The organism is Candidatus Thermoplasmatota archaeon, assembly GCA_035541015.1.
GTDB lineage: Archaea > Thermoplasmatota > SW-10-69-26 > JACQPN01 > JAIVGT01 > DATLFM01.
In genome coordinates this window covers 1-22,570 of record DATLFM010000104.1, presented here as the reverse complement: position 1 = coordinate 22,570, position 22,570 = coordinate 1, and the positions used below count along the sequence as shown (strand labels likewise).

At 70.1% G+C, this 22,570-nt stretch carries 16 protein-coding genes; 10 read left to right on the top strand and 6 right to left on the bottom strand.

From position 1 onward, the window contains the following. The first annotated feature begins 116 nt into the window (after nucleotides 1-116). The 6 genes from amrB (at nucleotide 117) to uvrC (ending at nucleotide 10,620) form a co-directional block, all read left to right on the top strand. Nucleotides 117-986 (top strand): AmmeMemoRadiSam system protein B, encoded by an 870-nt coding sequence (gene amrB, locus VM681_10235; GenBank protein HVL88361.1) that lies wholly within the window; start codon nucleotides 117-119, stop codon nucleotides 984-986. A gap of 107 nt (nucleotides 987-1,093) precedes the next feature. Further along, nucleotides 1,094-4,000 carry an excinuclease ABC subunit UvrA gene (gene uvrA, locus VM681_10230; GenBank protein ID HVL88360.1) on the top strand — a complete coding sequence of 969 codons (2,907 nt, stop codon included), beginning with the start codon at nucleotides 1,094-1,096 and terminating at the stop codon, nucleotides 3,998-4,000. A gap of 100 nt (nucleotides 4,001-4,100) precedes the next feature. Continuing rightward, nucleotides 4,101-6,713 carry a fibronectin type III domain-containing protein gene (locus VM681_10225; GenBank protein ID HVL88359.1) on the top strand — a complete coding sequence of 871 codons (2,613 nt, stop codon included), beginning with the start codon at nucleotides 4,101-4,103 and terminating at the stop codon, nucleotides 6,711-6,713. 506 nt (nucleotides 6,714-7,219) lie between these two features. Continuing rightward, on the top strand, nucleotides 7,220-7,684 hold the full coding sequence (locus tag VM681_10220) for a hypothetical protein (protein HVL88358.1): 465 nt from the start codon (nucleotides 7,220-7,222) through the stop codon (nucleotides 7,682-7,684). 55 nt (nucleotides 7,685-7,739) lie between these two features. After that, the gene (locus VM681_10215) at nucleotides 7,740-8,729 is read left to right on the top strand and encodes a hypothetical protein (protein ID HVL88357.1); all 990 of its coding nucleotides are present in this window, start codon (nucleotides 7,740-7,742) and stop codon (nucleotides 8,727-8,729) included. A 118-nt stretch (nucleotides 8,730-8,847) separates the two neighbouring features. Continuing rightward, nucleotides 8,848-10,620 carry an excinuclease ABC subunit UvrC gene (gene uvrC, locus VM681_10210; protein ID HVL88356.1) on the top strand — a complete coding sequence of 591 codons (1,773 nt, stop codon included), beginning with the start codon at nucleotides 8,848-8,850 and terminating at the stop codon, nucleotides 10,618-10,620. A gap of 10 nt (nucleotides 10,621-10,630) precedes the next feature. Here uvrC and VM681_10205 read toward each other — a convergent pair whose 3' ends face one another. The 5 genes from VM681_10205 to VM681_10185 form a co-directional block, all read right to left on the bottom strand. Further along, nucleotides 10,631-13,033: a PAS domain S-box protein gene (locus VM681_10205; GenBank protein ID HVL88355.1), complete on the bottom strand. Its 2,403-nt coding sequence runs from the start codon at nucleotides 13,031-13,033 to the stop codon at nucleotides 10,631-10,633. Between the two features lie 66 nt (nucleotides 13,034-13,099). Beyond that, entirely contained in the window at nucleotides 13,100-15,556 is a 2,457-nt protein-coding gene (locus tag VM681_10200; protein HVL88354.1) for a PAS domain S-box protein, read from the bottom strand. Between the two features lie 95 nt (nucleotides 15,557-15,651). Further along, nucleotides 15,652-16,518: a CoA ester lyase gene (locus VM681_10195; protein HVL88353.1), complete on the bottom strand. Its 867-nt coding sequence runs from the start codon at nucleotides 16,516-16,518 to the stop codon at nucleotides 15,652-15,654. After that, nucleotides 16,515-16,985, bottom strand: coding sequence for a MaoC family dehydratase (locus VM681_10190; protein ID HVL88352.1), 471 nt, complete (start codon nucleotides 16,983-16,985; stop codon nucleotides 16,515-16,517). Before VM681_10190 ends, VM681_10195 begins: the two co-directional genes overlap by 4 nt. Before the next feature lie 55 nt (nucleotides 16,986-17,040). Next, entirely contained in the window at nucleotides 17,041-19,143 is a 2,103-nt protein-coding gene (locus VM681_10185) for a hypothetical protein (protein HVL88351.1), read from the bottom strand. 248 nt (nucleotides 19,144-19,391) lie between these two features. Between VM681_10185 and VM681_10180 the strand changes: the two genes are divergently transcribed. From VM681_10180 to VM681_10165, 4 genes are all read left to right on the top strand, one after another. Further along, complete coding sequence (locus tag VM681_10180) at nucleotides 19,392-20,723, top strand: hypothetical protein (GenBank protein ID HVL88350.1); 1,332 nt, start codon at nucleotides 19,392-19,394, stop codon at nucleotides 20,721-20,723. Then, the gene (locus VM681_10175; protein HVL88349.1) at nucleotides 20,724-21,674 is read left to right on the top strand and encodes a hypothetical protein; all 951 of its coding nucleotides are present in this window, start codon (nucleotides 20,724-20,726) and stop codon (nucleotides 21,672-21,674) included. 170 nt (nucleotides 21,675-21,844) lie between these two features. Beyond that, nucleotides 21,845-22,036 (top strand): hypothetical protein, encoded by a 192-nt coding sequence (locus VM681_10170; GenBank protein HVL88348.1) that lies wholly within the window; start codon nucleotides 21,845-21,847, stop codon nucleotides 22,034-22,036. A 24-nt stretch (nucleotides 22,037-22,060) separates the two neighbouring features. Then, nucleotides 22,061-22,210 carry a hypothetical protein gene (locus VM681_10165; GenBank protein HVL88347.1) on the top strand — a complete coding sequence of 50 codons (150 nt, stop codon included), beginning with the start codon at nucleotides 22,061-22,063 and terminating at the stop codon, nucleotides 22,208-22,210. 4 nt (nucleotides 22,211-22,214) lie between these two features. On the opposite strand, the gene VM681_10160 is transcribed toward VM681_10165, so the two are convergent. Then, the coding region (locus VM681_10160; protein HVL88346.1) for a hypothetical protein at nucleotides 22,215-22,570 on the bottom strand (356 nt) is incomplete at its 5' end.

Genomic DNA, 22,570 nt, shown 5'->3' with positions numbered 1-22,570 from the left:
GCCGGGCAAGCGCGCGTTCGTGGTCGCCACGGCGATTCCATGCGCTCCGTTGCTTCATCAACCCTGCGCTTGGGTGGAGACAAGCGCTTAGGTGGCTCCTCCACCATCCGTCGCTCATGCGCCCGCCGTCGGTCGCCGGCATCTTCTACGCCGAGGACGCGCCGAGCCTCGCGCGGCAGATCGCCGGCTGCTTCGAGCGGGCGATCGGACGCGTGCCGACGGTCGCGGCGACGCGGCAGGGGCGCGTGCGGGCGATCCTCGTTCCGCACGCGGGCCTCCGGTACAGCGGCGCCGTCGCGGCGCACGCCTACGCGGCGCTTGCGGAGGACGGGCTGCCCGAGACCTTCGTGCTCATCGGGCCGGACCACCACGCCGGCGGCAGCGCTGCCGTGAACGCAAGCTCCGAGGATTGGCGCACGCCGATGGGCACCGCGCGAACCGACGGCGAGCTCCTGCAGTCCATCCTTGCCTTGGAGACGGTGGTGGTGGACGAGAGCGCGCACGTCGCCGAGCACAGCCTCGAGGTGCAGCTTCCTTTCCTCCAATTCCTAGTCGGCGCGGGTCGGGAGGTGCGATTCGTCGCCGTCGCCATCACGCTCCAGGACGAGGAGGCTGTCCGCGAGCTTGCGCAGACCCTCGCCAAGGCGGCCGGAGGCCGCGACGTCGCGATCGTTGCGACAAGCGACCTCTCGCACATCGGTCCGGGCTTTGGCGTGTACCCTCCCCGCGACGCGTCGTTGGCGGCTTGGGCCACGCGTCGCGACGAGCCCGCGCTTGCGCTGATCGAGGCGGGCGAGGGCCTGAAGGCCCTCGACTACGTTCGGTCGTACGACCTCGGGTGGTGCGGCGCCGCGCCGTGGGCGGCGGCGCTGCGCGCGGCCAACGCCATGGGTGGCGGGACGGTGCGCCGGCTCGCGCGCGCCACGAGCCACGACGTCGAGCCCGGTCGCGACTGCGTCGGGTACGCGAGCTTTGCGGTGGGTTGATCGCGCGAGTGGGATAATTTGGCAGGCGGCCGTCGCCCCTTCGACCACTTCCGGTCCGCCCGTCACAACCCTTATATGCGTTATCCAGAAGTCACAGCCCGTTCCAGATGGCAAAGGATTCGATCGTGATCCGGGGGGCGCGCGAGCACAACCTCAAGAACGTCGACGTCACGATCCCCCGCAACGAGCTCGTCGTCCTGACGGGGCTCTCCGGCAGCGGCAAGTCCTCGCTTGCCTTCGACACGATCTACGCGGAAGGCCAGCGGCGTTACGTCGAATCGCTGTCGTCGTACGCGCGGCAGTTCCTGGGACAGATGGAGAAGCCCGACGTGGACTCCATCGACGGGCTCTCGCCGGCCATCTCGATCGACCAGAAGTCGACCTCGCACAACCCCCGCTCGACGGTCGGGACGGTGACGGAGATCTACGACTACCTCCGCGTCCTGTTCGCCAATTTGGGCGTGCCCCACTGCCCCAAGTGCGGCCGCGAGGTGAAGCCCCAGACGCCCGACCAGATCGTCGAGCGCGTGCTGCAGCTTCCGGCCGGCACGAAGGTCCAGGTCCTTGCGCCCGTCGTCCGCGACCGGAAGGGTAACTACCCGCGGTTCTTCGACGAGCTCAAGGCGCAAGGCTTCCAGCGCGTTCGCGTGGACGGCAAGCACGGCACCGTCGAGGACGCGTGGACGCTCGCGCGGTACGAGAAGCACACGATCGAGGTCGTGATCGACCGGCTGGCGGCACGGTCCGACGCGCGCGCCCGCATGGCCGAGGCGATCGAGCAGGCCATGAAGCTCGCCGACGGCGTGGTCACGATCGTCGCGGGCGATCCCGAGAAGGACAAGAAGACGAAGGACACGGTGTACTCGCGCGCGCTTGCATGCCCGGATTGCGACGTTTCCATGCCCGAGCTTGCGCCGCGAACGTTCTCCTTCAACAGCCCGCACGGCGCCTGCGCCACGTGCTCCGGACTGGGCACGGCTCTTGAAATTGATCCCGAGCTTGTGATCGCCGATCCCACGGCTTCGCTCACCGACGGCGCGATCAAGGGCGACGTGGTGCGGCACTGGACGTGGCTTGGCCGCGAGATCGCCCAAGTCGCCAAGCACTATGATTTCCCCCGAAACGCGTGCTGGAACGACCTCAACGACCGCCAGAAGCGCATCCTCATGGGCGGCTCCGGCGAGCGGTTCCGGCAGACGTACGGATCGCGCAGCAAGAGCTACTACTGGTCCGGCTACTCCGACTTCGAAGGCGTGGCCACGCGCCTGGAGCGCCTCTGGCGCGACACGGAGAGCGAGAGCGTCCGCGACCGTCTCCAGCAGTTCATGTCCCAGAAGCCGTGCAAGGCGTGCAAGGGCCGGCGCCTCAAGGACGAGGTCCTCGCCGTCAAGGTGGCCGGGCGCGGCATCCACGAGGTGTGCGAGGACTCCGTCGAGCGCCTCCACGGCTGGTTCGAGACCTACGAGCGCGGCCTCACCGACCGCGAGCGCCTCATCGCCAAGGAGGTCGTGAAGGAGATCCGCCAGCGGCTCAAGTTCCTCATCGACGTGGGGCTTGCCTACCTCACGCTCTCGCGCTCGGCCAACACGCTCTCCGGCGGCGAGGCCCAGCGCATCCGCCTTGCCACGCAGATCGGCTCGGGCCTCGTGGGCGTGCTCTACATCCTCGACGAGCCCTCCATCGGCCTTCACCACCGCGACGAGGAGAAGCTCATCGCGAGCCTGAAGGGCCTGCGCGATCTTGGCAACACGCTCATCGTGGTCGAGCACGACGAGTCCATGATGCGCGCGGCCGACTGGCTCGTCGACCTTGGCCCCGGCGCGGGCGAGAACGGCGGGCGCGTCGTGGCCGAGGGCACGCCGGAGGCGGTCGCGGCGAACCTCGAGAGCGTCACGGGCCGCTTCCTCGCGGGCGTCGAATCGATCCCGGTGCCGCCCGTGCGCCGGCCCGGAAGCGGAAAGCTCGTGTCGGTCGTTGGCGGGGCGGAGAACAACCTCAAGGAGATCACGGCCCGCTTCCCGCTGGGGAAGCTCGTGCTCGTGACGGGCGTCTCGGGAAGCGGCAAGTCCACGCTCGTGAACGAGATCCTCGTGAAGGGCCTCGCGCGGCGGCTGCGCCAGTCGCACGAGCTTCCGGGGCGCCACGAGCGCATCGAGGGCGTCGAGAACGTGGACAAGGTCGTCGTCATCGACCAGAGCCCCATCGGCCGCACGCCCCGCAGCAACCCGGCCACGTACACCGGCTGCTTTACGCCCATCCGGTACCTCTTCTCGCTCGTGCCCGAGGCCAAGGCGCGCGGGTACGACCCCGGCCGCTTCAGCTTCAACGTGCGCGGCGGCCGCTGCGAGGCGTGCGAAGGCGACGGCGTCGTCAAGATCGAGATGCACTTCCTCGCGGACGTCTACGTGAATTGCGAGGCGTGCAAGGGCGCGCGCTACAACCAGGAGACCCTCGACATCCGCTACAAGGGCAAGACCATCAAGGACGTCCTCGACATGACCGTGACCGAGGCCGCCGCGTTCTTCGAGAACGTGCCCGCCATCGCCCGCGTGCTGCGAACGCTCGAGGACGTCGGGTTGGGCTACGTCCGCCTGGGCCAGAGCGCTCCAACGCTCTCGGGCGGCGAGGCGCAGCGCGTGAAGCTCGCCTCGGAGCTCCACAAGCGCGCGACGGGCAAGACGATGTACGTCCTCGACGAGCCCACGACGGGCCTCCACTTCGCCGACATCCGCAAGCTCCTTGCCGTGCTCGGGCGGCTCGTCGACGCCGGGAACACGGTCGTCGTCATCGAGCACAACCTCGACGTCGTGAAGACGGCCGACTGGATCCTCGACCTTGGCCCCGACGGTGGCGAGGCCGGCGGGCGGATCGTCGCCGAGGGCACGCCCGAGGACGTCGCCAAGACCGGCACGGCCACGGGCGCGGCGCTGCGGCGGGTGCTCGCCGTGCCGGCGCCGTCGGCCTTGCCGGTCGCCCCGCGGCGCAGGGCCGCGGCCGTGCGCGCCAAGCGGTAGAACCCTCTGCGATGAACATTCATCGCAAGGATATGCATAGAGCATCACGGGATTGTTTAAGCCGGTCGTTCGTGTCGATACGCCGTACGGAAGGCTCTCGATGCGCCAGGCTACCGCCGTTGCCCTGCTCGTCCTCCTCCTGGCCCCGGCGCTGCCGCCGTCGCTTGGGTCGGCCCCCGCAAGCGGGCACGAGATCGTGGCGGACGCGGCTTCCGACCACGCGGACGGAAGCGGCCTTGCGGCCGACCTTCTGCGGGTCGGGGCGTCCACCGACGCGTCGACGGTGAAGTTCTTCCTCAAGGTCGCCGACCGCAACGATCGGCCGCTCACGCTTCGCTACCGGCTGGGCTTCCAGGTCGAAGGCGGGCTCTTCTACTACGCGACCGTTTCCTACTCGACCGGCGGCACGCTCTCCGGCGCCACGCTGTGGCGCGCCGCGCCCGACGTCGCGCGCGTCTCCGGAAACCCCATTCCGGTCGCGTGGGCCGGAAACGAGCTTCGGCTCGACGTTCCGCGCTCGGGCATCGGAAATCCCCCCGACGGCGCGACGCTTTCGAGCGTGACCGCTTCCGTCACGAGCGCGCCTCCGGGCGCCTCCGAGCTTCCCGGCTCGTACGCGCTCTACGACGCGACGGACGCCGGAGCGTACGTCGTCGGCACGAACCCGGTCGTGATCGAGCCCACGGCTCCGACGTCCCCGCGCGACCTTTCCGCCGCGGCGGACTACAACAAAGTGCTCCTCTCGTGGACCGAGCCTGCCGACGACGGCGCAAGTGCGATTCATTCGTACCACGTGCACCGCGCGACCGGCTCGGGCGGCTTTGCGCGCGTCGCAAGCGTCGCCGCCTCGCAGCGCAGCTACACGGACAACGACGTCGTCGCCGGGACGTCCTACCGCTACCGCGTGAGCGCGGAGAACGGCGTTGGCGAAGGCCCGGCGAGCGCGGAAGCGAGCGCCACGCCGCTTGCGCCAACCCCCCCCTCGGCGCCGCGCAACCCGCAGGCGACGCCCGGAAACGAGAAGATCACCCTTTCGTGGAACGCGCCCGCCGCAAACGGCGGATCGGCCGTTTCCAGCTACCGAATCTACCGCGCGGAAGCCAACCAGCCGCTCGCTTTCCTGACGAGCGTCCCCGCCTCGCCCCGCAGCTACGTCGACGCCGGCGTCGTCGTCGGCACGACGTACGTGTACCAAGTGAGCGCCGTGAATGCGGTCGGCGAAGGCCCGCGCAGCGCGGAAGTCTCCGCCGCCGCGTTACCGCTCTCGGCGCCGTCTGCGCCGCGCAACCTCGTCGCCCTCGGCGGGTACCAGAACGTCACGCTCACGTGGTTTGCCCCGGCAAGCGACGGCGGATCGCCCGTGCAGTCGTACCACGTGTACCGCGTCGCCGCGGGCGGGTCGCTGCAGCGCGTGGCGACAAAGGACGGGGACGCACGCTCGCACGTCGTCGCGGGCCTCGTGAACGGCCAGTCCTACACCTTCGTGGTGAGCGCGCAGAACGGCGTGGGCGAAGGCCCCGCTTCGGACCCCGCCTCGGCCACGCCCGCCGTGCTGGGCCCCTCGGTGCCAAACGTCGTCGTCGCGCAGTTCGACACGGGCGTGAACCCCTTCCACCCGTGCTTCCGCCGGCCCGGCTGGGACGCAAGCCGCGCGGGCATCTCCGGCTTTCCCGCAAACGCGGTCGCGCTTCCCCTCGATTTCCGCGCCACGTACGCAGAGTCGCTCTCGGCCAACGCGGCGCTTCTCGCGACGATCCAGTGGGGAACGCTCTACCACATCCCCAACACGAACCTCCTCTTCTACGGCCACCCGGGCGAGCTCATCGACACGTACCCGCACGGCGCGCAGGCGGCCTCGCAGGTCGTCTGCGAGCAGTACGGGATGGCGCCGGACGCGTGGCTTGTCGTCCTCAACTGGTACAGCGGCACGGCCAACCAGCCCAAGATGGCCTGGGTCGCGCAGCAGCGTTGGATCGACGTCGTGCACCTCAACATCCAGGACATTCCCTTCCCCGTCGCCGACTCGCTCACGTCGGGCATCCGCGGCATGATCACCGCGGGCCAGCTCGTCGTGATCGCGGGCGGAAACGGCGTGGCCGGCCTTGGTCCGAACTACCCCATGGAGCTCTCCCGCTACAACGGCCCCGTGGGATCGCTCATCGCAGGCGCCAACGACAACGGCGGCTACACGATCTTCAGCAACCTCAACCCGCACGTCGTCATGGACGGCGGCGACACGCTTGCCGCCTCGCCGAACAGCTATGGGACGACGACCTTCGGCGGCACGAGCAGCGCAAGCCCGCGCACGACGGGCTACGCGGCCGCGCTCCTGCAAGCCGCGCGCGCCTCCGTCGACTGGCGCGACGGTCGGCAGGGAAGCGTGCTCCTCACGGTGCCCGGCGCACCGCCGGCCGCGGGGCCGCTTGCCGACGGCGCGCTCACGGTCGCCGAGCTCCACGAGGTCATCCGCAAGACGGCAAACCCGAATCCGCACGACAGCAAGTGGAACGGCGGAACGGGCGGCTGGTGGGTGCCCCAGCCCGCAAACTCGCCCGCGGCCGTCTACGCCAAGATGGGCTACGGCATGATCAGCGAGCACACGTTCCCGAACGCGCTTGCGGTCCTCACGGGCCAAGCGCCCATGCCGCAGCGGCCCGTCGAGGACGCCTTCTACGCGCTTTCCACGCTCGCGCGGCAGGCGTATTGGGGATAGCGGGAAAGACATTGCGTTGCGAGGAACATGCGCGGCCCGTGTGTAGCGATTTCGGGAAAAAGCTTATTTGATTCACGGCCGCTTGCTTGCCGGGGGTAAGAAATGCGCTTTGGACCGGGTTTCGGAGTATTGTTCGGCGCTATTCTTCTTATAGGCGCGCTTGTGCCGACGGCGGTCGCAGATCATCAAGACGACTGGATTTGCCAGCCCGTTCCGACAACAACCTGGATTTGGTGCGCTAAAGTCTACACCGGAAGCTATTCCGAAATTGGTCTAGCGGATAACTGGGGCTTTGGCGTGCACGTTCTTGAGGCGCGACAAGCCGGTTGGTCGGCCCTGTGGCTCGAAGCGTGGTCTCACGGTAGCTGCTATGCGCTCTGGACGGATGATTCGCGGCCGCAAGACATGGTTCCAAGTTGCGATGGCGATCTTGGGACCTTGGAGCGAACGCTCAGAGACGCACTTGATCTCGTGGAGGACAATCTTTGAGCCGATCCGCGGGCTGGATGACGATCGCCGTCGCACTTGCCCTTCCCTCGCTCATTCTCGCCGCCGCGTCTCAAGTTGACCTTGGTCCCCAAGAGTTGCCCAGTCTGGTCGAGAGCCGCGATTCGACGACTTGCACGCTCGTCCTTGGCACCCCGGGTGGCACGACGACGAAGGGACAGTGCCGGCTGCCGGAGATTCAGAATCCTTCAGATCGATCCAAGGTTCTGCCGGCGGAAGGGGCCGTTCGTTTGGAATGGAAACCGAACCATGCGTTCAACGACCGGCTGGCGTTGGTGTTCGTGGCCGGCGAATACAAGGGGCTCGGCCAGAGCAGGGTCGTCGAAAGGGTGGAAGGAACGGCACCTTTCTTCGAAGCGCGCGTGCCTCTTGGCGCGGAAGCCGTCTACGCCCGCGAGAGTTCCAGCGGCATCGTCGTCGATCAGCAGGTGACGATGGTTCTTGTGCGGCAAGTTCCGCGATGATCCGGTCGTCCGCCTGAATATGCAGATTTAAGTGACGGCGACAAGTTGGCCCGCCGTGCGCTCGCACCTCCCGCTCGTCGGCCTCGCGCTCCTTCTCCTTGCCGGATGCGCCGTTCCGCAGGACGACCGCCCGCGCGAGGAACCGCCGCCCGGCGAGAAGGCGACGTTCCCTGAGGGCATCTATTACCGCACGCCTTTGACCGCTTCCCCTGCCGCCGCGCTCTCGCGCATCGGCGGCGGCGCGCCCGGCGCCACGCTTCCCCCCGGCGGCTTTGATCTGCGCCCCGACCTTCTCGTGAGCCCTCATCCCGAAGGGCTTCTCCTCGTCGACGCGCGCGGCCGCGCCACCGTGCTTCCCGTGCCGGGCCTCCACGCGATCGCGCGCCCCTCCCTCTCGCCCGACGGGACCCGCGCGCTCGTTCAAGCCACGACGATCGAGCCGCGCGGAGGCCCGTCGCAGAACCTCGACGTCTTCGTCGTGAACCTCTCCACGGGCGCCTTCGAGCGGGTGAGCGACGCGCCGGAGAACGACGAGTCGCCCGAATGGTTCCCCGACGGCACGCGCGTCGCTTACTCCACCTTCTCGCCCGAGACGGGCGTCACGCTGCGCGTGCGCGATCTTGCCGCGCGCCGCGAGGTGCTCGCCGTGCCTGACGCGGGCGCGATCCACCTTGCCGTCTCGCGCGACGGCGCGCGCGTCCTCGAGCCCGGCCGAGCGCGCATCTTGAACGCCTCCACCGGCGAGATCCTCGCGGATCTGCGCGCAGCCCTCGTCGCCGCGGCCGCGCAGGCGGGCTACGTGCCCGACGAGCGGTTCCAGGGCCAAGCCAACCGCGGCACGTTCCCCCTCGACGGCGACTTTTCGCCCGACGGGCGGTTCCTCGTGTTCGACGGCGCGGTACGGCGCGGCGCCGAGCACGGCGTCGTGCTGTTCCGCGTCGCCGCAGACGGCTCGGGGTTCGAGGTCCTCACGCCGCTTCTTCCCGCCGACCCGTCGTTCTCGAACGGCCACAACTACAGCCAGACGAACCCGCGGTGGATCTAGCCGCGCGGGCGCCCTTCGCGTTGCGATGAATGTTCATCGCAGGGCGGGCGCGCTTCCCTCCGCCCGCCTGCCACGCGCGCCAAAGCCTTCAAGTGCCGGGGGCTTTCTCGAAGCGCCGTTGCCCGGAATCGAACCGCTCGAGGAGGCCATCCGCTCGGCGCCCGCGCAGCCGGGCGTCTACCTCATGCGGGGTGAGGACGGCGAGGTCCTCTACGTGGGCAAGGCCGTCCGCTTGAAGGACCGCCTCCGCAGCTACCGCGACGAGCCGGACCCGCGCAAGCGCGAGATGCTCGCGCGCGTGGCAAGCGTGGAGGTCATCCTCTCGGGAAGCGACAAGGAGGCGTGGATCCTCGAGTCCAACCTCATCAAGCGCCACCGGCCGCGCTACAACGTGATCCTCTCCGACGACAAGAAGTACCCGTACATCAAGGTCACAAACGAGCCGTACCCGCGCATCTTCGTCACGCGCACGATCCTTCCCGACGGCGCGCGGTACTTCGGCCCGTTCCCGGACGCGGGCCCCGCGCGGCAGGTCCTCGAGTACGCGCGCGACGCGTTCCGCATCCGCGACTGCCGCAAGCTCCCCAAACGCCGGTGCATCAACTTCGAGATCGGCATCTGCACGGCGCCGTGCGAGGGCCTCGTCACGCAGGATGCGTACGCGGCGCAGGTGGAGGCGGCCACGCGCTTCCTCGCCGGCGACACGCGCGAGATCGAGCGGCGGCTTTCCCGCGAGATGGAGGAGGCCTCCGCGGCGCAGGAGTTCGAGCGCGCCGCCCGCGCGCGCGACATGCTTTCCAACATCGACGCCACGATGGAGCGGCAGGCCCTCTTCTCGGTGCGATTGGAGGATCGCGACGCCGTGGGCTTTGTCTCGCAGGCGCGCGACGAGGGGGACTGGTGCGCGGGCGTCGTGCTGCCCTCGCGGGCGGGCCGTGTCGTGGGGCGGGAGGAGTTCACGTTCTCTCGGCCGCTGTCGGGCGATGCGCTCCTGCAGTTCCTCGCGCGCTACTACGACGACATTCCCGTTCCGCCCGGCGAGGTCCTCCTGCCCGAGCTTCCCGAGGGGCACGGGGCGCTCGCGAGGGCGCTTTCGGAGAAGCGGGGCAAGCCCGTGTCGTTTGCCGTTCCCGAGCGGGGCGAGTGGGCGAGGCTGCGGCGCCTGGCGCAGCAGAACGCGGAGCTTGCGCTTGCCACGCACCTGTCGCGCCGCGGCGAGTCGCAGCGGCTCTCGGGCGAGGTGTCCGCCGCGCTCTCGCTTGCGCGGCCCGTCCGCCGCGTGCACGGCTTCGACGTCTCGCACCTTGCGGGAACGGAGGTCGTGGCCGCGCGCGTGGCCTTCCGCGACGGCATCCCGGAGAAGGACGCGTACCGGCGGTTCAAGCTGCGACAGGACCGAAACGACGACTTCGCGGCGCTGCGCGAGGCGGTGCTGCGCGCGTATCGCGCCGAGGAGCTCCCCGACCTCGTCCTCGTGGACGGCGGCGTGGGGCAGCTTCGCGCGGCCGTCCAGGCCTTCGAGGAGCTCGGGGTTCCGGGCGCGCCGTTGTGCGCGCTTGCCAAGCGCGAGGAGCTCGTGTTCGTCCCGGCGCGGCGGGAGCCGCTTCGGCTTCCCGAGGACGGAGGCGCGCTTCGCCTGCTCATGCGCGTGCGGGACGAGGCGCACCGGTTCGCCGTCTCGTACCAGCGCGTCCGCCGGTCCCGCTCGATCTCCGAGAGCCCGCTCGACGCCGTGCGGGGCCTTGGCCCCAAGCGCAAGCGGGCGCTCCTTGCCGCCTTCAACGGCGTGGAGGCGATCCTCGCCGCGCCGCCCGAGCGCGTGGCGGCCGTGGTGGGGCCCGAGCTTGCCCGCCGGATCCGCGAGGTGCTCGCGCCGGCCAGGGACGCGTGAGCGAGGCCCTTCACGCCGGTCCGGCAAGCGGAACCGAGAACGAGAAGACGGAGCCCCTGCCGCGTCCCGCGCTCTCCGCCCACGCGCGCCCGCCGTGGAGCTCGACGAGGCCGCGGCTGATGTAGAGCCCAAGGCCCGTCCCGGGCGGGTCGAGCTCGGTGCGGTCGTGCACCTGCGAGAAGGGCTCGAACAGGCGCGGCAGGAGCGACGGATCGATGCCGATGCCCGTGTCGCGAACGAAGGCGATGGCGTGGCCGTCGTCGAGGCGCACGCCAAGCTCGACCCGTCCGCCGCTTCGCGTGAACTTGAGCGCGTTGGCGACGAGGTTGACGAGGACCTGCGTGAGCCGCTTGGTGTCCGCCTCCACGATCGCCGCGGGAGACCGGCGGACGACAAACGTGATCCCGGCCCGCCGCGCGGGCTCGCGGAACGATTCGGCCGCCTGCGCGACGAGGTGGGTGAGGTCCACGGGACGGCGCTCAAGCCCGAGGCGGTTTGCCTGCAGGCGCGCGGCTTCGAGCATGTCCTGCACGAGCTGGTCCAGGCGCCGGACGTTGCGGTCGAGGATCTCGAGCGCGCGCGTCTGCTTGCTCGAGAGGGGCCCGGTGACGCCGCTTTGCAGGAGGTCGATCTGCAGGCGGATGGGCGTCAACGGGGTGTTGAGCTCGTGCGCCGCCGTGTTCACGAGGCGGGAGCGGACGCTGTCCACCTCCCGCAGGCGCGCAAGCTCGCGGTCGCGGGCTTGGGCGGCCTCGCGCTGGCTTTCCGCGGCCTTGAGATCGGTGATGTCCCGCGTGAAGCAGCGCGTGTGGAGGAATTCGCCGTTCTCGAAGCGCGCGTTCGTGTTGATCACGACGTGGCGGATGGAGCCGTCCTTGGCGCGCAGGCGCGCCTCCACGCCTTCGAGGACCTCGCCGGCGCGCAGCCGGCGAAGGATGTCCGCGATGACGTCCTGGTCGACGTGGAACTCCGCGATGTTCTGCCCCACGTATTCCTCCTTCGCGTAGCCGAGCATGGCAAGCTCGGCGCGGTTGGCCCATAGGATGACGCCGTCGGAGTTCACCCAGTGGAGCCCCAGCGGCGCGTTCTCGAAGAAGTCGCTGAGGGTGGCCTCGCTTGCGCGCAGCGCCTCGTCGGCGCGCGTGCGAACGATCGCGAAGGCGACGTGGTTGGCGATCGTCTGCACCAAGCGCGTCTCGTCGTCGTCGACGTCGTGGGGCCCTTCGCGGTACACCATGAACTTGCCCAGAAGCTCGCCCTGGTTCCGAAGCGGGATGAACGCGAGCGAGCGGATGCTCTCCCGCGCAAACAGCGGGCCGTAGGAGGCAAGGGCGGGATCGGCCTGAACGTCGGGCACGAACAGCGGCTTGGGGTCGGGATCGTCGCGGTTCCACGGCGAGTGGCCTTCGACGGCGGCCCGGTATTCGGTCGAGATGCCGCGCCAGGCAACGAAGCGCATGACGCCGCCCTCGTCGTACAGGAGGATCGAGAACCGGTTCTCCCCGAGCGTCTCTTGCAAGCACGCGAAGGCGGCCTCGTAGACCTGGGGCAGCGTCCGCGCGCGGCCGAGCTCGTCCGTGAGGCGGTGGATGGCCGTGAGCTCCCGGATGCGGCGCTCGAGAGCGGCCTCGGCGGCTTTGCGCGTGGACATGTCGCGCTTGATCCCGACGTGGCAGACGGGCCGTCCCTCCTCGTCGGTGAGCGTGAAGGCGGACAGCTCGACGGGCACCGTCCGCCCGTCGCGGGTGCGGCTTTGGACCTCGCCCCGGAAGCGCCCCGTGGTTCGCAGGCATTCGACGACGCGGGCGAAGGTTTCCTCGCCCAGGTGGATCGAGGGGGTCCGTTGCGCGAGGTCCTCGTCGTTCCATCCCAGAAGCGTCCGGTGCGCGGCGTTCTGCTCGAGGTAGCGGCCCTCGAGGTCGACGATGGCGATGCCGTCGCTCGAGGCGCGGAAGATCTCGCGGTACAGGGAGAGCGCCTCCTCCGACCGGCGGCGCTCGGTCGCGTCCTCAAGGTGCACGACGATCGGCCGCGATCCCCGGTCGCCCGGGAGGGCGGCGGCCGTGAGGTCGGCGTCGACGTCGCGCCCGAGGCCGTCCAGGCGCGCCCGCAGCGATCCCGAGGCGATCTCGCCGCTTGCCAGGCGCCGGAGGAGCTCGCGGACGGCGGGCCGGTCCCCCGGCTTCACGGCGTCCTCGAACGCGGTGCCCAGGCACGCTTCGGGGCGGGCGCAGAGGTAGTCGCACAGCGCGCGGTTCACGTGGACCACGCGGCCCCGTTCGTCCAGGAGGGCGGCCCCGCCCGGCATGGAGGCAAGGAGCGCGCGGAACCGCGCTTCGGCCGGGGGGAGCTCGGCGCGCAGCGAAAGGGCGGTCGTGCTGGGGCTCTTGGCGCTGCCTTGCCCAGGGTTCATGACGAAAGTCGGGTAGTCCGGTGGGCCGGCGTAAGCTTCCGTCCGTTCGTCCGGGACGAACGCCACCTATTTGAGGGGCAAGGCCACGGTGAAGGTGGCCCCTTGGTTTGGGCCCTCGCTCTCGCAGGCGATCGTGCCGCCGTGAAGCTCCACGATGCCGCGGCTGATGTAGAGGCCAAGGCCCGTCCCAGCGCGGCCGGGGCCCTCGGCTTCCCCCACCTGCGTGAAGGGCTGGAAGAGCTTCGGGAGGTCCTCCGGAGACACGCCACGCCCGTTGTCGGCAACGCGGACCACGGCCCGGCCGTCCTCCACCAGGGCGCGAAGCTCGATCTTGCCGCCGGCCGGCGTGAACTTGACCGCGTTTCCAAGGAGGTTGTAGAGGACCTGGAGGATGCGCTTTGCGTCCACCTCCGCCCACAGGCCGCGCGGGGCGTTGCACGACAGGCGGACGCCGGCCTTGCGCGCGGGCTCCTCGAAGGCCTCCGCCGCCTCGCGAACGAGCGCCGAGAGATCCGTGCGGTCCTTTTGGATCGTCATGCGCCCGGAGCTCACGCGGGTGACGTCCAGAAGCTCGGCGACGAGCTGCGTGAGGCGCGTGACGTTGCGGTCGAGGATGTCGAGCGCTCGCCGCTCGCCGGCCGGAAGGGTGGTCGCGAGGCGCTCCCGGAGGAGGTCGAGCTGCAGGCGGATGGGCGTAAGCGGCGTGCCGAGCTCGTGGGCCGCCGTGTTGAGGAAGCGCGTCTTGGCCGCATCGAGCTCCTGCAGCTGCGCGAGCGCGCGCCGGCGCTCCTCCTCCGCGCGCATGCGGTCCGTGATGTCGCGCGAGACGGCGATCGTGCGGTCCACCTCGCCGGTGGTCGGGCTGCGCAGCGTCCGGTGCGTGGTCTCGAGCCACACGAAGGAGCCGTCCTTGCGCCGGTATCGGAACGCAAGCGTGTACATCTCCGGGATCTCGCTTGCGATCTCGTGCATCTGCGAGACGATGCGCAGGTCGTCCGGATGGAAGAGCTCGCGGCGCGGGCGCCCGAGGAGCTCCGAGGGCTCGTAACCCAGGAGCTGCCGGCAGGCGGGCGACACGTACAGGCAGGTGCCGTCGCGGTCGTGGAGCGTGATCATGTCCGTCGCGTTCTCGGCCAGGAGGCGAAGATGCTCCTCGTTCTCCGCGATCCGTCGCTCGAGGCTCCGCCGCGCCGTGACGTCGCGGAAGCTCCACACGCGCCCCACCGCGACGCCGCCCACGCGCTGCGGGTGCGAGTACTGCTCGAAGAGGCGGCCGTCCCGAAGCTCCACGAAGTCGAGGCTCTCGGCCTCGGGCTGCCCGTCGATCGCGGCCACGCGCCGCACGTAGCCGCCCGGATCGGCGACCTGGGAGAGCGTCGCGGCGAGCACGCGGTCGGCCCGACGGGTCGCGAGCGCCTCTCGCGCCACATGCCACATGGAGACGTACTTCGAGTTGTGGGCCGTGATCCGCCCTTCCCGGTCCACGACCACGATGCCCTCCTCGGTCGCCTCCAACGTGGCCGAGAGCACGGAGAGCATCTCGCGCACCTCGCGGTCGTTGCGCTCGCGCTCGACCACGCGGCCAAGGAGAACGGCCACGTTGGCCAGGATGTCGAGGAGCTGCGGGTCCGGGTCCGCGGGCGCCTCGTTGAAGAACTCGAGCACGGCCTCGACCTCGTTGTCCACGAGGATGGGGAACGCGAAACCCCCGCCAAGGCCGCACGCGCGCGCGGCGGCGGCGCGCGGGAAGTTCGCGTCGCGCGAGACGTCCACGATCCACAGGGGACGCGCGGAGGCGAGGACGCGGCCGGGAAGCCCGATCCCGCGGGCAAGAGGCGTCGCCATGGTCGCGTCCCGGAATGCGCGATAGGCGCTCGGATCGGCCGGATGCCAGACGTCGGAAGGCTCCATGCGGTCGCCCGCGCGCACGTAGAGGTGGCCCAGCGGCCAGCCCGAGAACGTGCACAGCTCGCGCAGCGCGACGCGCGCGGCTTCGGCAAGCGTCTTCGATTCGTTGGCCGCGATGGCAACGGTCCGGAACGCCTGCACGAGCGCGCTCTCGCGGCGCAGCGCCTCCTCCACGCGCCTCCGGGCCGTGACGTCGCGGGTCACCGTCACGCTGCCCGCATAGGAGCCGTCGGCTTCGCGCAGCACGCGCGAGACGGCTTCCACCCAGACGTAGTGCCCGTCGCGGTGGCGCGCGCGGATCTGGACGGGCTGCGGATCGGGCTCCAGGGTGCCGGGCTGCACGTGCGAGCGCAGGACCTCCGCCACGATCGGCAGATCGTCCGGGTGCACGAAGTCGCGACCCGTTCGGCCCACCAGCTCCTCGGGCTTGAATCCAAGGAGCGCTTCCACCGACGGCGAGACGAAAACGACGCGACCCTGCGCGTCGCTGCGCGAGATCACGTCGCGGGCGTGCTCCGCCAGGAACTTGTAGTTCGCGAGGTCCGCGGCGGGATCGGCCGCCGGTCGGCGGGCCTCGGGCTCCCGGGGTCGGACGGCGGTCGACGGCGCGCTCATGAGCGGCAGGTCAGGACCCGTCCAGCCGATAATCGTTTTGGCCTCCTGTCCGTGCGCGGGCACGGTCCGAGGGCCTTGCCGGGCATCGGGAGCCGCTACGGGAGCTCGGCCAGGCGCAGCGTCCGCTCGGCCTGTGCGACAAGAGGCCGATCGATCATGCGTCCGTCCACGACAACCACGCCGCCCTCTTCCACGCCCCCGGCGCGAGCGGCCTCCGAGACCTTGCGAGCCCACGCGACCTCGTCGGGCGAGGGAGCAAGGGCGCGGTGCACGATCTCCACCTGCCGGGGATGGATCACCTGCTTGCCCCGGTAGCCCAGGCGCGCGCCCTCGCGCGCGTCCCGCTCGAGCCCGGCGTCGTCCTGGAAGTCGACGAACACTTGGTCCACGGCCTCCACGCCCGCGGCCGCGGCGGCGGCCACGACGAGGCTTCGCGCGAAGAGGACCTCGGTTCCCTCGCGCGTCCGGCGCGCGCCCACGTTTGCGGCGTAGTCCTCCGCGCCAAACGCCACCGCGGCGACGCGCCGGCTTGCTTGCGCAAGCGCGGGGGCGTCGAGGACGCCGCGCGCGGTCTCGAAGAGAAGCAGCAGGCGCGCCGGGCAGCCCGCCTGCGTGAGCGCGCGGTCCACGGCCTCGACCTCTTCTGCGCGCTCGACCTTGGGAAGCACGACAAGCTCGGGCATGGCCTGCGCAAGAGCGGCAAGGTCGGCGCGGGCAAGCGCGCCCCACGCGTTGATCCGAACGCCGCGCTCGGTGCGGCCGGACTTGGAGTGCGCAAGCGCCCGGGCGACGGCTTCGCGGGCGGCTTGCTTGTCCGCGGGCGCCACGCCGTCCTCGAGATCGGCGACTGCAACGTCGGCGGGGCCCGAAAGCGCCTTCTCCCACCGGTCGGCGCGCGTGCCCGGCGTGAAGAGGAGGGTCCGTCGCGGGCGCCACGCGTCCGCTTCGCGGCGGTCGGTCATGCGGCGGCCTCGGCCTTCTCGGGGTGGCGGACCTGCACGAGGGCCGTCCGCGTGAACCGGCAGACGACCTCGCCGCCCTGGTTGAAGACCGAGTGCTCCATCTCGACGAGGCCGCGGTCGGGCTTCGACGTGCGTCGCATGGACAGCACTTTCGTCTGCACGCGGAGGGTGTCTCCGTGGAACACGGGTTTGGGGTGCTCGACCTTCGCGTACCCGAGGTTGGCCACGAGCGTGCCCTCGGTCGTGTCGCGCACGCTGATGCCCACGGCAAGGGCAAGCGTAAGGAGGCCGTTCACGAGACGCCGGCCAAAGGGCGTGCCGCGCGCGTACTCCTCGTCGAGATGCAGCGGCTGCGTATTCAGCGTGAGGCTGCAGAACAGCACGTTGTCGGCCTCCGTGATCGTGCGGCGCAGCGCGTGCTCGATGACCTCGCCCACGCGGAAGTCCTCGTAGTGCCGGCCGGGCATCGTGGCCTCAATCGCGTGGCCGCAGAAAAAGGCCTCGGAACGCGATGCGGATCCCCTAGACGTCGACCGTGACCAGGACCGTGCGTGAGGCGACGACCCGCGTCTCGTCGTACCACGTCGCGCGGATCTCGACGGTCTGCCCCGCGAAGGCCGTGAGGTTCACGGGCTGACCGAAGGCGTCGCCGCCATACCCGTCCACGGCCTCGCTTGCGACCTCGGCGCCGTTCACGAAAACGACGACCCGCTCGCCGCCCTGCGCGCTCGTGGAAGATGCCCCCACGCCCTCCGAGCCGCCCGCGGACGTGCTGGCCAAGGCGGGCGCCGGGACCGGGAACGTTCCGGACAGGGCGGCGACCAGGGCACTTGGAAGGCTGTCCCGGAACCAGGCGGGAAGCTGGGGCAAGCGCGGCTCCCAAGGCAAACCCGCGTTTCCAGCCTGCGGCAGGGCCGCCGGCAACACCTGCAACCCCTTGAGGCCCGGGCGCTCGGGGGATTCGGCCGGCGCGTCGGCGATCCAGTGGTCGCTGCCGTCCAGGCGCGCGGTCGCGTAGTAGATGCCGGCCTGCGCGGGCATCGTCGTCTTGGCGGGACAATCGAAGCCGGCGCTAAGCCCTCCCGTGCCGCTGTCGGAGCGGGTCGTGCAGGGCGCGGTGCCGACGAGGGTTCCGTCGGCCGACCAGATGTGCCACGTGAACGTGCTTGCGCCGATCGTGACGAGACCCGAAGCCGCCGAGCTGAAGCGCGAGCGCAGCGTCACGGGCTCGCCGCCCACGAACTTGGGCTTGGCATCCCCGGCCGCCGCGGTCGCGATCGCGCCCGCTTCGTTGTGGGCAAACGCCGGGTTGAGGTCGCTGAAGATCGTGATCCCGCCCCGGATGGCTCCGCTTGGAACGGGGAAGGGGCCGTCCATGTCGTCGCAACGGTCGCCAAGGCCGTCCCCGTCGGAGTCCCGCTGGGCCGGGTTGAAGACGAACGGGCAGTTGTCCTCCCCGTCGGGCACCTGGTCGCCGTCGGCGTCGCCGGGCGTGGGCAGGCCGTAGCGGACGGTCCCCTCCACGACGACGGCGCTTGCGTCCACGATTGCGCCGTTTGCCGGGCTTGTGATCGTCATGGACGGCGGCGCCCGCCGGATGCCGTTTTCGGGCGTGAAGGTCGCGGGCTCCTCGGGCAGGAGGAGTCCGTCGTCGGGCTGCGGGCAGTCCTCGGGCTCGCCCGTCCACGACGCGTAGTAGTGGTCGGCCGGGTGCTGGATCTGGAACTGCCCGCCGGGGCCGTTGCGGTGGTTGGCGACGAGGGGTTGGGGCAGGAGGAACTGGCTCATGCGAAGCGCGAAGGCCTCCACGTCGAGGGTCGAGACGCACTTGTTGTGCGGCTGGTTCGTGTACGCCATGATGTCGTGGACCGGGACGGCGGCCGCCGTGTGGTCGAGCGCGTCGCCGACGTGGCCCACGCTCAAGCAGTGGCCCACCTCATGGGCGACAAGGTCGAAGAGCTGGAAGAAGTCGAAACCCCCGGGGATGGGGTCGATGGCGCCGTTCACGGCGTAGCACGTCGTGCCGCCGCCGCGGCAGGACTCGACGTACGTTCCCCCGTGGCCGTGGTGGCCGTCGAAGCCGGGCAGCGACTGCCACACCGGAAGCGGGGCAAGGGGGTTGGCTCCCTTGCAGGGACCCCTCAGACCGAAGGGATCGATGCCGATGCCGGCGCCGCCGACGGGATTCGTGACGACCACGACGATCTCGGGGTCCCAAAGCGGGTGCGTCGTGAACCGGTCGTCGTCGAGGAAGATGTTGAACTCGACGCCAAGGAGCCAATCGAGCCCCATCTGGGGCGCGAGATGGTGGATTCCGTCCCGCCACATCTCGACGGCCTGGCGCATGACGCGCAGGTCCCGTTCCGGGTAGGGGGTCACGGGCGTCGTGAGGAGCACGTCGATGATGGGGGTGTCGAGGAAGTTCAGGTTCGTGCGCATGTGGTAGCAGTCGTCCGTGAAGCGGGGACCCGAGGTGGAGGCGCCGCTGCAGCCCGCCGGGATGTTCCCGAGCCCAAAGTGCGGACCCATGCCGGGCTTGCTTTCGACCAGGGGTAGGACCGAGCCAAACGACGCGACGCAGGCGATTGCGACGCACAGGGGAAGCGCGCGACCGGAAGACGACATCGTAGCAGCCTCGCTTGGCGGCACCCGGCCGCCCGCCTCCCCATGGCCCGGAACCTTTTAAGGCATTCCCGGTCACCGCAGCTACAATTTCGTGTCGAAGCACCGGTTTCAGTCGATCCACTGGATACCCTCGCGCAAATCGATACTTTCACCGACCCCTGGCCTCTACGGCAAAGTACGGCCGGCTCGCTGGCCGGAGTCAGCCCTCGCCGCCAACAGGGGCAAGCGCCCCCGGCGGAAGCGCTCAGGTGAACGACATGCAACAGCAAGCACAGGACCTTGGGCCCCACGTGAAGGAACTCGCGCGGGCGCTCACCGGAAAGCTCACGGAAGCCGAAGTGGCCGCGGAGCTCGCAAAGTACCTCGACTACGGGATCCCCCTGACCCAGGCCAAGCGGGACATGCTGCGCAACCACGGCGCCGTGGCCGGTCCCAAGAAGGTGTCCGAGATCACGACGGGCGACGGCTCGGTCGACCTCGTCTGCCGCGTCGTCACGGTGAACCCCAAGGAGATCACGGTGCGCGGCGAGAAGAAGACCATCTTCTACGGCCTCCTTGGCGACGAGACCGGAACGATCCCTTACACGGCCTGGAACGACCTCAAGCTCGCCAAGGGACAGAACCTCCGCATCCGCAACGCCTACGTGACGCAATGGCGCGACGCGCCGCAGCTCAACCTCGGCGACCGCGCGTCGATCGAGCCCCACGCGGGCGAGATCGCGCTCGTGCCCCTCCCGCCGCGCGCTCCCGGCGCCGCGCCCGAGAGTTACGCCGCCTCCACGAAGACCGTCGGCGAGCTTCGCGGCGGCCTCAACGCCGTCACCGTCACGGCGCGCGTCACGCGGCTCGAGCAGCGCCAGGTGGGCGAGGACAAGAAGACCATCTGGAGCGGCGAGATGGGCGACGCCACGGGCAAGGTCCGCTTCACGGCGTGGAAGGACTTTGGCCTTGCCCTCGACGGCGTCTACCGCCTCGCGAACGCCTACGTCAAGGCCTGGCGCGGGCTTCCCGATCTCAACCTTGGCGACTCCGCTGTCGTGGAGCGCCTGCCCGCCGACGCGCTTCCGCCGGCAAGCGAGATCGCCTCGCGCGTGGTGCCCATCCACGAGCTCACGCGCGTCGGCGGCGGCACGGACGTGCGCGTGAAGGGCGCCGTCGTCGAGGTGAAGCCGGGCTCCGGCCTCATCCTGCGCTGCCCGGAGTGCACGCGCGTTCTGCAGAAGCGCGAATGCCGCGAGCACGGCAAGGTCGAGGGAATCCCAGACCTTCGCGTGAAGGCCGTCCTCGACGACGGCACGGGCGCGCTCACCTGCTTTTTGGGCAAGGACGTCACGGAGAAGCTCCTCGACAAGACGCTGGAGCAGTGCCAGGCGCTGGCCAAGGAGGCCATGAGCCAAGACGTCGTGCAGGAGGAGATCGAGGCGCGCGTCGGCGGACGCACGCTCGAGGTGCGCGGCAACGCGACAAGCGACGACTTCGGGCTCATGATGATCGCCACGCGCGCGCAGCTTGCCGCGTCGGCAAGCGTCGTTCCCGAGGCGGAAGCTCTGCTCGAGACGCTCCAGTCGGAGGTGGCCTAGATGGCGCTCTCCCGCGAGGTCGCCTGGCGCGTGTTCGCGCAGGAGTTCAACGCCTCCTCGTCCAGCCACACGCCCGACGCCGGCGAGCGGTCGCCCACGTACGTGGTGTCGCCGCTGGGCGCGCGGGTGAACCGCCTCTTCCTCGTGGGCGTGCTCACGAGCGTCGAGCGACTGGGCCAGAACGGCGAGGTGCTCCGCGCGAGGGTCTCCGACCCGACGGGGAGCTTCAACCTCTACGCGGGCCAGTACCAGCCCGCGGCCGCGCGCGCCCTCTCCGAGATGCAGCCGCCGCTTCTCGTGGCCGTCTCGGGCAAGAGCCGGCTGTACACGCCCGAATCGGGCGTCGCCCTGGCAAGCGTGCGCCCGGAATCGATCCGTCCCGTTCCCAAGGAGGAGCGCGACCGGTGGGTCCTCGAGACGGTGAAGCTCACGCGTCAGCGCATCGCGGCCCTCGAGGAGGCCCTCGCGATGTCCGAGCCCACGGCCGACAAGCTCGTCGATCTCGGCTACCCGGGCGACCTTGCCGAAGGCGTCGTCTTTGCCGCCCGCGAGTACGGTCCGCAGGAGCTCGTCCGCTGGAAGCAGATGCTCGCGGACGCTCTGTGCGTCCTCTTGGGTAGGACGCCCGAGCGCGCGGAGGAGCCTTCCCCGCCGGCTCGCCTTGCGACCGTCGCCGCCCGCGAGGCAAGCGCCGCGTCGGACCCGGCGGTCGTGTCCGTGGCCGAGGAGGTCGTCGTCGGGGCCAAGGACGACGGGCGAGAGCGCAACCAGGACCTCGTCTCGGAGCTCGTGGTCGGGCTTGACGAGGGCAAGGGGGCGCCCTGGGAGGGGATCGTGGCGCAGGCTGCAAAGTCCGGCCTGGACGAGGAGGGCGTCGAGGAAGCCATCAACGCGCTCCTTGACAAGGGCATCCTCTACGAGCCGGTCCTGGGGCGTCTCAAGCGCACGTAGCGGCCTGGACGGGCTCGAACCGGGGGCGGTTCCAGACGCCCCCGGTTGCTCAAATCGTCTTAAATCGGTATATTGAAACCTTTTAGCTAATTTTCCCCTGGGGAGCCGCCGTGCGAATCGAGCACGCTGTGAGGAAAAAGCTTATCTTTCAAACCGTCCAGGGATTGGCTGTGACCGAGCCGACGAAGGCGATCTTCCGGACCGAGCACCGCGCCGAGACGTTCGCGCGACGCTTTGGAAAGGGATTCGAGGTGGCGATCCAGCCGCTGCAGACCCCCACCGGTCCGGCCTTCGAGGTCCTTGTCACCTACCTGGCGGCCGAGAGGGCCGCAGCGGCCGACGGCCTGGCGAAAGACGAATAAAGTCGTTCCGGCTTTCCAACCGCGATGTCTGCCAGCCGACGGACGAGCCGGCCCGTTTCCACGTCGTCGCCCAAGGCGCGAAGCTGGAAGGCGAAGGCCCTGGCCATCGGCATCGTCCTCCTTTTCTTCGGGACGGCCGCCATCGCGCTCGTCACGGGCGGTGGACAGGGCTAGACGCTTAGCCGGGCGGCCGCAGCGCCGCCGCGTAGGACGTGATGTCCGACGAGAGCGTCCAAGCGATGCGACCGCAGCTTGAGACGGGCGTTCCGAGCACGGGATCCCGGACCTGGCCTGGCGAGAGAAGCTCGATCGTGGCCGTCCACTCGCCCGTGCCCGCCAGGCTCGTGTGCTGGGCCGCGAGGGCCGCATGCGCCTGGGCTTCGGTGGCCCCTGGTGCCGCGTTCACGTTCGGGACCGCGGCGATGCCGTCCACGACCACCCGAAGGGTTCCGGTGTCTCCCGTCTCCGACTTGGTCGAGAGGGTCGGCGGGCCCTCGACGGTGAGACGGGCGCTGCCGGGGGTGGGCGTGAGGG

Coding starts and splice junctions, on each gene's coding strand:
- uvrA (HVL88360.1), top strand. CDS start 1,094: ATGGCAAAGGATTCGATCGTGATCCGGGGGGCGCGCGAGCACAACCTC.
- VM681_10220 (HVL88358.1), top strand. CDS start 7,220: ATGACGATCGCCGTCGCACTTGCCCTTCCCTCGCTCATTCTCGCCGCC.
- VM681_10185 (HVL88351.1), bottom strand. CDS start 19,143: ATGTCGTCTTCCGGTCGCGCGCTTCCCCTGTGCGTCGCAATCGCCTGC.
- VM681_10175 (HVL88349.1), top strand. CDS start 20,724: ATGGCGCTCTCCCGCGAGGTCGCCTGGCGCGTGTTCGCGCAGGAGTTC.
- VM681_10165 (HVL88347.1), top strand. CDS start 22,061: ATGTCTGCCAGCCGACGGACGAGCCGGCCCGTTTCCACGTCGTCGCCC.
- VM681_10190 (HVL88352.1), bottom strand. CDS start 16,985: ATGCCCGGCCGGCACTACGAGGACTTCCGCGTGGGCGAGGTCATCGAG.
- VM681_10195 (HVL88353.1), bottom strand. CDS start 16,518: ATGACCGACCGCCGCGAAGCGGACGCGTGGCGCCCGCGACGGACCCTC.
- VM681_10200 (HVL88354.1), bottom strand. CDS start 15,556: ATGAGCGCGCCGTCGACCGCCGTCCGACCCCGGGAGCCCGAGGCCCGC.
- VM681_10205 (HVL88355.1), bottom strand. CDS start 13,033: ATGAACCCTGGGCAAGGCAGCGCCAAGAGCCCCAGCACGACCGCCCTT.
- amrB (HVL88361.1), top strand. CDS start 117: ATGCGCCCGCCGTCGGTCGCCGGCATCTTCTACGCCGAGGACGCGCCG.
- VM681_10225 (HVL88359.1), top strand. CDS start 4,101: ATGCGCCAGGCTACCGCCGTTGCCCTGCTCGTCCTCCTCCTGGCCCCG.